This is a genomic window from Eggerthella sp. 1_3_56FAA (assembly GCF_000185625.1).
GTDB lineage: Bacteria > Actinomycetota > Coriobacteriia > Coriobacteriales > Eggerthellaceae > Eggerthella > Eggerthella lenta.
The window spans coordinates 415,772-428,094 of record NZ_GL622581.1 but is presented as its reverse complement, the minus strand read 5'-3'; the positions used below and the strand labels follow the sequence as shown (position 1 = coordinate 428,094).

General features: G+C 62.5%; 10 protein-coding genes. 7 read left to right on the top strand and 3 right to left on the bottom strand.

All coding sequences use genetic code 11. The annotated features are described in order from the left end of the window. Positions 1 to 12 precede the first annotated feature (12 nt). From HMPREF1023_RS12110 to rpsA, 3 genes are all read left to right on the top strand, one after another. Positions 13 to 351 carry a P-II family nitrogen regulator gene (locus tag HMPREF1023_RS12110; protein WP_009306653.1) on the top strand — a complete coding sequence of 113 codons (339 nt, stop codon included), beginning with the start codon at positions 13 to 15 and terminating at the stop codon, positions 349 to 351. 318 nt (positions 352 to 669) lie between these two features. Further along, positions 670 to 1,086 (top strand): Fur family transcriptional regulator, encoded by a 417-nt coding sequence (locus tag HMPREF1023_RS12105; RefSeq protein ID WP_009306652.1) that lies wholly within the window; start codon positions 670 to 672, stop codon positions 1,084 to 1,086. Between the two features lie 256 nt (positions 1,087 to 1,342). Continuing rightward, positions 1,343 to 2,560 (top strand): 30S ribosomal protein S1, encoded by a 1,218-nt coding sequence (gene rpsA, locus HMPREF1023_RS12100; protein ID WP_009306651.1) that lies wholly within the window; start codon positions 1,343 to 1,345, stop codon positions 2,558 to 2,560. A 106-nt stretch (positions 2,561 to 2,666) separates the two neighbouring features. On the opposite strand, the gene HMPREF1023_RS12095 is transcribed toward rpsA, so the two are convergent. Beyond that, a complete protein-coding gene (locus HMPREF1023_RS12095) occupies positions 2,667 to 3,983 on the bottom strand; it encodes an NCS2 family permease (RefSeq protein ID WP_009306650.1) in 1,317 nt (438 codons plus the stop codon). 145 nt (positions 3,984 to 4,128) lie between these two features. Further along, complete coding sequence (locus HMPREF1023_RS12090) at positions 4,129 to 6,054, bottom strand: acyltransferase family protein (RefSeq protein WP_009306649.1); 1,926 nt, start codon at positions 6,052 to 6,054, stop codon at positions 4,129 to 4,131. Between the two features lie 258 nt (positions 6,055 to 6,312). Between HMPREF1023_RS12090 and mnmA the strand changes: the two genes are divergently transcribed. Both mnmA and coaE read left to right on the top strand, forming a co-directional pair. Beyond that, the gene (gene mnmA / locus HMPREF1023_RS12085) at positions 6,313 to 7,371 is read left to right on the top strand and encodes a tRNA 2-thiouridine(34) synthase MnmA (RefSeq protein ID WP_009306648.1); all 1,059 of its coding nucleotides are present in this window, start codon (positions 6,313 to 6,315) and stop codon (positions 7,369 to 7,371) included. Beyond that, on the top strand, positions 7,368 to 7,967 hold the full coding sequence (coaE, locus tag HMPREF1023_RS12080) for a dephospho-CoA kinase (protein WP_009306647.1): 600 nt from the start codon (positions 7,368 to 7,370) through the stop codon (positions 7,965 to 7,967). Before mnmA ends, coaE begins: the two co-directional genes overlap by 4 nt. 260 nt (positions 7,968 to 8,227) lie before the next feature. On the opposite strand, the gene HMPREF1023_RS12075 is transcribed toward coaE, so the two are convergent. Then, positions 8,228 to 9,301, bottom strand: a complete 1,074-nt coding sequence (locus HMPREF1023_RS12075; protein WP_009306646.1) for a YeiH family protein — start codon at positions 9,299 to 9,301, stop codon at positions 8,228 to 8,230. A gap of 309 nt (positions 9,302 to 9,610) precedes the next feature. Between HMPREF1023_RS12075 and HMPREF1023_RS12070 the strand changes: the two genes are divergently transcribed. Together HMPREF1023_RS12070 and uvrB are read left to right on the top strand one after the other, a co-directional pair. Beyond that, a complete protein-coding gene (locus HMPREF1023_RS12070; protein WP_009306645.1) occupies positions 9,611 to 9,967 on the top strand; it encodes a KilA-N domain-containing protein in 357 nt (118 codons plus the stop codon). 120 nt (positions 9,968 to 10,087) lie between these two features. Next, positions 10,088 to 12,238: an excinuclease ABC subunit UvrB gene (gene uvrB, locus HMPREF1023_RS12065; protein ID WP_009306644.1), complete on the top strand. Its 2,151-nt coding sequence runs from the start codon at positions 10,088 to 10,090 to the stop codon at positions 12,236 to 12,238. Positions 12,239 to 12,323 lie beyond the last annotated feature (85 nt).

The window sequence follows — 12,323 nt, the reverse complement described above, 5'->3', positions numbered from 1 at the left end:
AGGAGTGCGACTATGAAGAAGATCACGGCCATCGTGCGGCCCGAGAAGCTGGAGCCGCTCAAGGAAGCGCTGTTCGCCGCGCAGGTGTCGGGCATGACCATCTCGCAGGTGCAGGGCTGCGGCAAGCAGCACGGGTGGAAGGAGTACTACCGTGGCACCGAGGTCATGCTGAACATGATCCCGAAGGTGAAGTTCGAACTGGTGGTGGACGACGGCGAGGTGGGCCCGCTCGTCGACCTCATCCGCGCTACTGCGCGAACCGGGGAAGTGGGCGACGGCAAGATATTCGTCTTCCCCGTGGAAGACGTCGTGCGCATCCGCACCGGGGAAACCGGAGAGGATGCCGTGTAGAAGATGCGGGGCTGACCGCCCCTACGTCGCAATGCGTGACGGCTCCGTAGGGGCGGCCTGCTGGCCGCCCGTCGCTTCTCGGCGCCTCAGGGCCGGGATCCCCTTCACGGCAGTGGTTTTCGTGATCCCGCGTAGCCGAACCGGCCGTTTCTGGCGAGCGCATCGCAAGCGCCGGGCAATCGGCCGAATCGGGCCGGTTTGTGGACGTTCGCGGGAACGCGGCGGCCGTTCGTGATGTGTGCTTGTCTTTCCATACTAATGATATATAATCCTAATTAATCAATAGTATGGGTTAGACATGCGAACGGCAGGACTATTATGGCTACGGAAAAAGCAGAGCGCGCCACGACGCGCAACACTATTCAGAGAGCGCTCGTCTTGGAGGCGGTGCAATCACTGCATAACCATCCCACCTCGGCAGACGTGTACGAGGTGGTGCGCGCGCGCCACCCCAATATTTCGCGTGCCACGGTGTACCGCAACCTCGGCGTGCTGGCGAACCGCGGGGAGGTGCTGCGGGTTGAAGTTCCCAACGGCGCCGACCGCTACGATTTCCTCAACAAGCCGCACTACCATGCGAAGTGCCGCATATGCGGCGGCGTGTTCGACATCGACATGCCCTATCAGGACGATATCGTATCGCAGGTTTCCGATGCGCACGGCTTCACCATCGAGCATCACGAGATCATTTTCGACGGTGTGTGCGCCCACTGCAAGGCCAGTGCCGAGAACTGATCGAGCCTTTTCTGCCGTGCGGAGAGAGTCGAAATTATCGTGAGGGTTCGTTAAAATGAGCACAGCGGCCGGGTGCCGCTGTGCTATACTACTATGGCTTATAGCACGGAAGCTGTAAGCATACGGTAATGTAGGCCCCCGAGACATGTTTGTTACACCGCTGCACGGGCAAGTTTCTTGCACAAGCGAACATGGTAAAGTAGCAAGTAATCATGACGAAGGGTCCCCGATTAGAAAGAATTGAAAGGGGTCCGTTTTGACCGACATCAAAAACACGTCCGTCATCGACTTCGAGGACATCTCCGACGAGCAGATGAATGCGATGATCGACGGCACGCTGACCGAGTTCGACGAGGGCGACCTGGTCGACGGCACGGTCGTCAAGATCGAGCACGACGAGGTGCTCGTCGACATCGGCTTCAAGAGCGAGGGCGTCATCCCGTCGCGCGAGCTGTCCATCCGCAAGGATGCCGATCCGTCCGACATCGTGGAGCTGGGCGAGAAGATCGAAGCCCTCGTTCTCCAGAAGGAAGACAAGGACGGCCGCCTGATCCTCTCCAAGAAGCGTGCCGAGTACGAGCGTGCTTGGATTCGCGTCGAAGAGAAGTTCAAGGCCGGCGAAGTGGTCACGGGCGAGGTTATCGAAGTCGTCAAGGGCGGCCTCATCCTCGATATCGGCCTGCGCGGCTTCCTGCCGGCATCGCTGGTCGACCTTCGTCGTGTCAAGGATCTCGACATGTACCTGGGCACCGAGATCGAAGCCCGCGTCATCGAGATGGACCGCAACCGCAACAACGTCGTGCTGTCCCGCCGCGTGCTGCTTGAGGAAGGCCGCAAGAACGAGCGCGCCGAGATCCTCGCGAAGCTGTCGAAGGGCATGCGCCTCAAGGGCACCGTTTCCTCGATCGTCGACTTCGGCGCGTTCGTCGACCTCGGCGGCATCGATGGCCTCGTGCACATCTCCGAGCTGTCCTGGAACCACGTCAACCATCCCTCCGAGGTCGTCAAGGTCGGCGACGAGGTGGAGGTCGAGGTTCTGGACGTCGATCTGCAGCGCGAGCGCATCTCGCTCGGCCTCAAGCAGACGACGGAGGATCCGTGGGTCAAGCTCGTCGAGAGCTACCCGGTGGGCACCATCGTCGACGGCAAGGTGACGAAGATCGTGCCGTTCGGCGCGTTCATCGAGCTGGGCCAGTCCATCGAGGGTCTGGTGCACATCTCCGAGATGGCCATGCGCCACATCGACACCCCGGCTCAGGTCGTGAAGGCCGGCGACGAGGTGAAGGTGAAGGTCATGGAGATCAACCCCGAGCGTCGCCGCATCTCCCTGTCCATGAAGGCCGCCGCGGCCGACCTGGGCTTCGAGATCGAAGTGGACGAGTCCATCCAGGTTGAGGAGAAGCCGGCCAAGAAGAAGGCCGAGAAGGCTGACGCTCCCGCCGAGGAAGCCGCCGCTCCCGAGGCTGCCGAATAGCCTAAGCGTCCATAACGCGTATATGAAGGCCGGTCGCAAGACCGGCCTTCTTTTGCTATTGGAGCCGACGACGCAAGTGCCGGCTCTTTTCTGAACGCAGACGCTTCTATGCGAAGATGAACGAAGCCAAAAACGCTAGGGCGGCTACCCACATAAGGGGCTTCACGTCGCGGAACTTGCCTTGGGCAACCTTGATGATGCAGTAGGAGATGAAGCCCAAGCCGATGCCGTTGGCGATGGAGTACGTCATGGGGATGCCCACGATGGTAAGGAATGCCGGGAATGCAGAAGCGATGTCGCTCCAATCGATTTCGCCGATCTCGGTCATCATGAGGTATCCCACCACCACAAGGGCTCCGCAGGTGGCCGAGCTGGTTACCATGCCGATAACCGGCGCGAGGAACGCGCAAGCCACGAACGCGATGCCGATGACGATGTTCGACAGGCCGGTGCGGGCACCGGCTGCCGCGCCGGAGACGGATTCCACGAACGACATGATGGAGCTCGCTCCGATGAAGCCGCCGGCTGCCGCCGCGGCCGAATCCACGATGAGGATAGGCTGCACGTCTTCGACATCGCCTTTCTTGTCCACGAAGCCAGCGCGGCTGCCTACGGCCACCACGGTTCCCATGGTGTCGAAGAAGTCGCTCATGAGCAGGCTGAATACGAACAGCAGTAGCACGGGCTGCACGATGACCTGTGCGATGGCCAGCGTGCCCTCGGGCGTGACTTGGAACGGAGCTGCGAATGCGGAGAAGTCGGGCGCGAACGAGAAGTCGGTGACAGGTGGAGTCACGCCCATCGGAATGCCGATGATAGTGGCCGCCACGATGGAGATCAGCAGGGCGCCTTTGAGATTGACGGCGGTGAGCACCACGGCCACGATGATGGAGATGGCGGCCACAATGGCGGTCGGGCTGGTGAGATCGCCCAGCGCAAGGAACGTGGATTCGTCGGCGGCGATGAATCCACCGCCCTTCAGCCCGATGAATGCGATGAACAAACCGATGCCGATGCCGATGGCGCGTCTGAGAGATACGGGGATGGCATCCATGACGGCTTTACGCAAGCCGCAAAGCACCAGCAGCAAGATGAGGATGCCTTCCAGGAACACGACGGCCATGGCCACGCGCCAGTCCACGCCGAGGCCGAGGCACAGCGAATAGGCGACGATGGCGTTGATGCCCATCCCGGAGGCGAGCGCGATGGGACGGTTCGCGAACAGGCCCATCGCGACCGTCATGATGGCGGCGCCGAAACAGGTCGCGGTCAGTGCGGCGTTGAACGGGATTCCCGCCGCCTCCATCATCGCCGGATTCACCGCGATGATGTACGCCATGGCGAGAAACGTCGTAAGGCCGCCAATGACTTCGTTGGAGACAGTGCTGCCTCGCTCGGATATCTTGAAGAACTTGTCTAGCATGTAGAAACCCCCTCGTTGTTCGCGTGGACCTGCGTAGCAGGATTCCCATCGTTTGTACATTGCCGCTTTCGCATTGTACAAGTCCGATTACGAAACGGGAAGGGTATAAGCGCCTTTCGAAGATGCTTCAGGCTGGCGGCGAGGGTTACTCTCGGGGCTTTAGATTGTTCGCCGCGTTCGCGGCGAGCGCGCGCACGGTGTCGGAGGAGGCTTTCTTCGCGTTGTCGGCAGCCAGTTCGAGCGGCGACTTGACCACAGCGGCTTCGTCGCTTTCGGCGTGGACGGGCAGCAGCGGTGCGACGGCATCGTGGACGAGGCCTATGTAGGCTCGCGCGCCCTCCTCGGTGAGATGGGTGCCGTCTCCGTCGAAGTACTCGTCGTGGCCGGCGCTGGCGGTGTACCAGTCGATCACGTGTACGTTGTCGTGGCGGTCGACCGCGTCGAACATGGCGCCGTTGGTCTGGCCCACCCACGATTGCGGGCTGCGGGTGTTCACGAAGAACACCTGGCGGCCGGGCCCGGCCGCTGCCACGAGTTCGTCGATCTGCTCGTCGGTGGCCGCTCCGTTCGTGCCGAGGGCGAACACCACCACGCCTCCCACGATATCCTGGTCGTTATAGTAGTCGAACGTCTCCTGGCCGGCGTACAGCTGGCGGTTCACGGCGGCGTCGATCGCGCCGTAGGGGAACGTCTCTTCGAACTGGGGGATGGCGCGCACCGAGACCGAGTCGCCGATCATAAGCACGTCGAGCTTGGGCGACCCGGCCGCTGCGTCGTCGACGGGCAGCTCGGGCATCTGCGAGGTGTGGGCCTGCTCGTCCTTCAGCAGGTCGGCGGCGCCGATGGCGGAGATGGGAGGCACCACGATAAGGCCGATCACGGCCACGATGGTCACGGCCGACCCCGCTAGGACGGGAACGACGTGGTGCTTGAGCCATGCGGGCGGATCGATTTCTTTCGAGCGCACGCCTTTCACGAACGCTCCGATGGCCCCCTTGCGCAAGGGGTTCTCCACGAAGCGGTACGAGAACGCGGCGCAGGCGAACACGACGGCCACCTGCACGAGATACATCCACCACGGCGTCTCGCCCGTGAAGTTGCGCGGGTTCATGAGCAGGAACAGCGGGTAGTGCCACAAGTAGATGCCGTACGAACGCAGGCCTATCCATACAAGCGGCTTCGTTCCGGCGAAGCGCCCGAGCAGGCTCGCAGGATGCACCATCACCGCGATGACGACGGCGGTGAGCACGGAGGCCAGCAGGATGCCGCCGCGGTAGAGGAACGGCGAGAAGCCGTCCACGAACACGATGAGGCCCAGCAGGGCGACGAGCGCGACGATTCCCACGCCGTCCAGGACGTTGCGCACCTGCTTCGTAAGGTGCACGCTCTTCTGGGCTCCCAGCATGTGCGAGGGCCACACGAACGCCAGCCATGCGCCGATAAGCAGCGAGAACGCGCGGGTGTCGGTGCCGTAGTACACGCGGCTCGGGTCGTCCAGCGGGTTGTACAGCAGCGCCATCTCCAGCGCCGACAAGAGGGCGACGATCAGCGTGGCATTGCGCATAGTGGTGCGCTTCACGCCCGTTTTGTGGGCGACCAGCAACACGACCGGCCAGACGAGGTAGAACTGCTCTTCGATGGCGAGCGACCAGAAGTGGGTGAGCGGCGAGGGAGCGCCCAGCGCGTCGAAATAAGAAGCATCTTGGAAGATGTACCACCAGTTCGTCACCCAGAGCAGCGCGGCCCACATGTCGTCGCGCAGCTTCGTGAGCAGGCTGTGGTCGAACAAGGCGCAGAGTGCGGCGGTGCATACGATGATCAGCACGATGGCCGGCATGAGCCGTCGCACGCGTCGCAGCCAGAATTGCGGCAGGTTGATGGTTTCGGTGTTGTCCCACTCGATGAGCAGCAGGCTGGTTATGAGATAGCCCGACAGCACGAAGAACACCGTGACGCCCAACAGGCCTCCAGGAGCCCATTGCATCCCAAGATGGTAGGCGATAACGGCGAGGACGGCGAACGCGCGCAGTCCGTCGAGTGCGGGAATATAGCGTGATTTCGTCCCCGACATGCGAGCCTTGCCCTCCCTTCGATTCTTCGCGCCCCTCGGGCGCGAATTGCCAGTATAACAATGTTTCTACATCTCGTCCGCAACATAAAGAGGGCGAGAGATTCTTCATACGCCATTCAACGAAGCGCTGAAGCAAGGCTTCGGCGATCGTGTGTTAAGAGGTCGGATCGTCTACTCGATCTTCTATCGCCGTGGGATAATCGCGGAAAGACGCGATTTCCCGATGAGCGCATCGGGGCGACAGGAGGAGTGCCGGAAATGAATGCGAGCGGGCGCATTGCGCTCGGAATGAGCGGCGGGGTGGACAGCGCGGTTTCTGCGGCGCTGCTCATGCGCGCCGGGTACGAGGTGGTGGGCGTCACGTGCCGCTTTCGCGACAACGCTGCCACCGAGCGCGCGGCGGCCGATGCGGCGGCCGTGTGCTCCCAGTTGGGCATTCGCCACGAGACGCCGGAGTGCGTGGGCGAGTTCGAACGCTGCGTGGTGGAGCCGTTCGTCTCGTCGTACGCGGCGGGCCTCACGCCTAGTCCGTGCGTGGGTTGCAACGCGCGGTGCAAGATGCCCGCGCTCGTGCGGGTAGCCGACGAACTGGGGTGCGACCGCATCGCCACGGGCCACTACGCGCGCATTGCCCGTCTGTCCGATTCGGGGCGCTTCGTGGTGAAGCGAGCCCTGGACGCGCGCAAGGATCAAAGCTACATGCTTTCGCTGTTGAGCCAGGAGCAGCTGGCGCGCCTCGTGTTGCCGCTGGGGGCCATGACGAAGGCGGAGGTGCGTGTGATCGCGGCCGATCTGGGCCTGGTCGTGGCCGAGAAGGCCGAAAGCCAAGACAACTGCTTCATCGAGGGCGACTACCGTCCGTTTCTGCGCGCGCGTGGCGTGGAAGACGCGCCTGGGGACATTGTGGATCGCATGGGGAATGTGCTCGGCTGCCACGAGGGGCTGGCGAACTACACGGTGGGACAGCGCAAGGGCATCGGCGTGGCAGGCCCCGAGCCGTACTACGTGGTGGAGAAGCGCGTCGAAACCCGCGAACTCGTGGTGGGTTTTGCCGACGAGACGCTCATCGGCTCCGTCGTGGTGGGCGGGATGAACTGGCAGGCTTATCCAGCGCTTGGAGAATCGTACGACGCGATGGTGAAACTTCGCTACCGGAGCCGCCCGTGTGCGTGTATCATAGAACCGGAAGACGACCAGCGCGTATCGCTCGCGCTGCGGAGTCCGCAGCCAACCACGGCGCCGGGCCAATACGCCGTTCTCTACGACGGCGACACCGTATTGGGAGGCGGCATGATTGAGGAGGTAGTGCACGCATGAAGAAGCTGTTCATCATCGGCGGCATGGGAGCCGGCAAGTCCACGGCCCGCAAGGCGCTGGTCGAGCAAGGTTTGCCGAACATCGATCTCGACCAAGTGGGCCACGACGTCCTTCTGTGGGACACGGTGAAGTCCGAGCTCGTGGAAACGTTCGGCGAGGACATCCTGGGAGCCGACGGCGAGATCGACCGCCGCGCACTGGCTGCCAAGGCGTTCGTGAGTCCGGCCGAGACGCGCAAGCTCAACCGCATCACGCTGCCGCGCATCGAAGAGGCGTTCACCGACCGCGTGGCCGAGCTGGAGGCTGAAGGCCACAAGGCCGTCGTGGTGGAGCATTCGGTGTTCAAGAACCGCCAGACGTCGCTCGCCTACGACGCCGACGTGGTGATCGCCGTCCTCGCGCCCATCGACCTGCGTATCGAGCGTGCGGTGAAGAGCGGTTGGGACGAGACCGACGTGCGTCGTCGCATCGCCCAGCAGATCACCGACGCGGATCGCATCGAGGCGTCCGACGTGGTGTTCAACAACGACGGCACTCCCGAGGAGATGCGCAACAAGGTGCTGGCCTGGTGGGGAGAGTATTCCAAGGACCTGTAGGTCCTCGCGTTCAACCTGCGGGGACGGGTCGTGGGCGAGGGGTCTGCAACTCAGACAGTCCTGCTCGCACGAACAGCCCGCTGGGCTGTTCGGCTCGTGCGGAACTCGTATCAGACCCCTCGCCCACGACCCGTCCCTGGTAAAGCTGCGGGCTTCGGTTCTTGGCCGGAGCCTGTTTTCGTTGTTGAGGGCGTTGTCATCCTGAGCGGAGGCGCGAAGCGCCGGAGTCGAAGGATCCCGTGCGACGTCAGCGGTGGCTGCTACCACAATCCCAAGACGTGCTGCATTCCCAGGCTGACGGCGGCGATGGCCACCCAGCAGCAGAGGCCCATGAGGATGGGCTTGCCGCCCGACTTCACGAGATGCACGATGTCGGTGTTCAGGCCGATGGCGGCCATGGCCATCACGATGAAGAACTTCGACAGCGTTTTGAGCGGCTCGAACACGGCCGCGTCGATGCCGGCGGACACTGCTATCGTGGTGATGACGGACGCGGCCAGGAACAGCAGGATGAACACGGGCAGCGCGCGACGCAGGCTGAAGCCTCCCAGCTTGCCTGCGGGCTTCACCACGCTGTGCCCCTGCACTTCGAGCGCGATGGGGTCGCGGCTTTCGCGACGCGCCACCCAGATGCCCAGCACCAGCGTGATGGGGATGATGGCCAGCGTGCGGGTGAGCTTCACGATAGTGGCCTGGTCGAGCGCGTTCGAGCCGGGATGCATGCCGTCCCATGCCGCGGCGGCTGCCGTCACCGACGAAGTGTCGTTCACGGCGGTGCCGGCGAACAGGCCGAAGCCTTCGTTGCTCATGCCCAGCGCGTTGCCCAGCGAGGGGAAGATAAGGGCGGCCAGCACGTTGAACAGGAAGATGACCGAGATGGCCTGGGCAACGTCCTTGTCGTGCGCCTTGATGACGGGCGCGGTGGCCGCGATGGCCGAACCGCCGCAGATGGACGAGCCCACCCCGATGAGCGTCGAGATCTCCGAGGGCATGCGCAGCACTTTGTGCAGCAAAAACGCTGTGATGAGCGCGGTGGCGATGGTGGAGCCGATGATGGGCAGCGACATCATGCCCACCTGGGCGATCTGCGCGAGGTTCAGCCCGAAGCCCAGCAGCACGACGGCAGCCTGCAGCACCTTCTTGCCGCTGAACGCGATGCCGGTCTGCACGCGGCCGCGCGTGGGCTGCTTCCAGAACACGGCGATAGCCATGCCGGCCAGGATGGCGAACACGGGCGCGCCGATGATGGGGAACCGCTGTCCGACGAACCAGCACGGCAATGCGAGGGCGAGGCATACGGCCAGGCCGGGTATGTTCTTCAAGGCGTTGGTCACGGTCGATCCTTCTGCTATCGAACGGGTGCGCGCTCCGTATGCGTGAGCGACGGCGTCAGAGTATACCATTGCCGTGTGGCTGTCGCGGTTATCGAACTCGCTACAATACTGAAAATTTACGAACATATGTTTGTAAATCTGTGATATGATGCTAGCATCATAAAAGAACCAGTGCAAGTGCTTGCCGGTCTGCGTGCTCGGCCGGATGCCCATAGAGGCGGCGGCTGTTCCGCGCCGCCCGTACCATGCTTGCAAGATCCGCAGGATCCTCTCAGATCATCGGAACAGATAAAGAGAGGTGCATGCCGTATGTCTGATCGTGCGACGATCAACGCGCAAGGTATCGAAGTGACGTTTTATAAAGGCGATGCCTATGCTGATTACGTTTCGCTTACCGATATTGCGCGCTATAAAAGCCCCAAGCCGAAAGATGTGATAAAGAATTGGATGAGGACTCACGATGTTATCGAATATCTGGGTCTTTGTGAAACCCTGTACAATCCAAGCTTTAAAGGGGTCGAATTCGACTCCTTTAAAGCTCGTTCGGGCAGCAATTTGAACCGGGCGGCGCGAGAGCAGCTCTCGCTGCTGCTTCGGTCGAGCGCAGCCGACGGGTTGGAGGGCGGAGAGCTAGGCTCGGGGCGTGCGTTGCCCTCCGCTTCGTAACCGTTTACTAACGAACATCTGTTCATGTTACAGATGCTGTGATACACTGGATTTCCTGCGAAGTTTTACGTTGCGCGGCTCCGACGCGTCGGTGCTCCGCTGTTGTTCGGAAGGAGCAGCATGGCTCATCTTTCCAATATCGAAGGCATCGAGATGGAGGGCAAGCTGCCCGAGGTTCGTCTTGCCTCCACGCCGTTCAAAGTGGTGTCTCCGTACGAGCCGGCGGGCGATCAGCCGCAGGCCATCGAGAAGCTGGCGACCGGCGTCAAGGAGGGCTTGCGCTATCAGAACCTGCTGGGCGTCACCGGTTCCGGCAAGACGTTCACCATGGCGAAGGTCATCGAGGCCGTGCAGAAGCCCACGCTGGTCATGGCTCCGAACAAGACGCTGGCGGCGCAGCTGGCCAGCGAGCTGAAGGAGTTCTTTCCTGACAACGCCGTGGTGTACTTCGTGTCGTACTACGATTACTACCAGCCCGAGGCGTACGTGCCCTCGTCGGACACGTTCATCGAGAAGGACGCGTCCATCAACGAAGAGGTGGAGAAACTGCGTCATGCGGCCACGTCGGCTTTGCTGTCGCGGCGCGATTGCATCGTGGTGGCGTCGGTGTCGTGCATCTACGGCATTGGCAGCCCGATGGACTACGCCGGCATGGCCGTGTTCGTGGACAAGCAGAAGGACATGGATCGCGACCAGGTCATCCATGAGCTCATCGATATCCAGTACGACCGCAACGACTACGAGCAGAAGCGCGGCACGTTCCGCGTGCGCGGCGATGCGCTCGATGTGTTCCCGCCTTACGCCGACCATCCGATCCGCATCGAGTTCTGGGGCGACGAGATCGAGTCCATCACCGAGATCGACAACGTGACGGGCGAAGTGCTGAGCGAGTTCGAGGCTCTGCCTATCTGGCCGGCCTCCCACTACGTGACCGCGCGTCCGAAGATGGATCGCGCGCTGGGCACCATCCGCGACGAACTGCGCGAGCGCTTGCAGCAGTTCAAGGAGGAAGGCAAGCTGCTGGAGGCGCAGCGCCTCGAGATGCGCGTGAACTACGACCTCGAGATGCTGGAGACGATGAACTTCTGCTCGGGCATCGAGAATTACTCGCGCCACATGGACGGACGCGAGCCGGGAGAGCCGCCCTACACGCTGATCGACTATTTCCCGAAAGACTTCTTCTGCATCATCGACGAGAGCCACGTGACGGTTCCGCAGATCCGCGGCATGCACGAGGGCGACCGCTCGCGCAAGATCACATTGGCCGAGCACGGCTTCCGTCTGCCCAGCTGCCTGGACAACCGTCCGCTGCGCTTCGACGAGTTCGAGGATCGCATCCCGCAGTTCGTGTACGTGTCGGCCACGCCGGGCGACTACGAGCAGAAGGTGTCGCAGCAGCAGGTGGAGCAGATCATCCGCCCCACCGGCCTGCTGGATCCCGAGATCATCGTGCGCGGCTCGGCATCGCAGATCGACGACATCATCGACGAGTCGAAGGAGCGAGCTGCGCGCGATGAGCGCGTGCTCATCACCACGCTGACGAAGAAGATGGCCGAGGACTTGACGGATCACCTGCTGGACCAGGGAGTGAAGGCTCGCTACATGCACTCCGACATCGCCACGCTCGAGCGCGTCGAGATCCTGCGCGATTTGCGCCGCGGCGAGTTCGACGTGCTGGTGGGCATCAACCTTTTGCGCGAGGGCCTGGACCTGCCGGAGGTATCGCTCGTCGCCATCTTGGATGCCGACAAGGAAGGTTTCCTGCGCAACCACCGCTCGCTCATCCAGACCATCGGGCGTGCGGCGCGAAACGTTTCGGGTCAAGTGATCATGTATGCCGACAAGATGACGGATTCCATGGCGCTGGCCATCGACGAGACGAAGCGCCGCCGCGCCATCCAGATGAAGTATAACGAGGAGCACGGCATCGAGCCGCAGACCATCCGCAAGGCCATCAACGACATCATGAGCTACGTCACCGACGAGATGGGCGGCACCACGGCCGAGCAGGTGAACAAGGAGCTTGCCGAGCTGTCGCGCGAAGAGGTGCTGCGCATCATCCAGTCGATGGAGGACGACATGGCCTCGGCATCCCAAAGCATGGACTTCGAGGAAGCCGCCCGCCTGCGCGACCAGGTGGTCAAGCTGCGCGTCCAGGTGGAGGGCGGCAGCGAGGACGACGTGTTGAAGGATCTCAAGAAGAACGCCCGCAAAGGCAGCGCGTACGGCAATCGAAAGAACGCCGCATACGGCAGCGCCCGAAGGTCGTGAGGTTGCCCGAGAGGCCGCTCGTCGCGTGAAGCGCGCCGCTCGACGCGATCGCTTCGGGTGGAAAAGCCGCTGGCCGAACACGTCT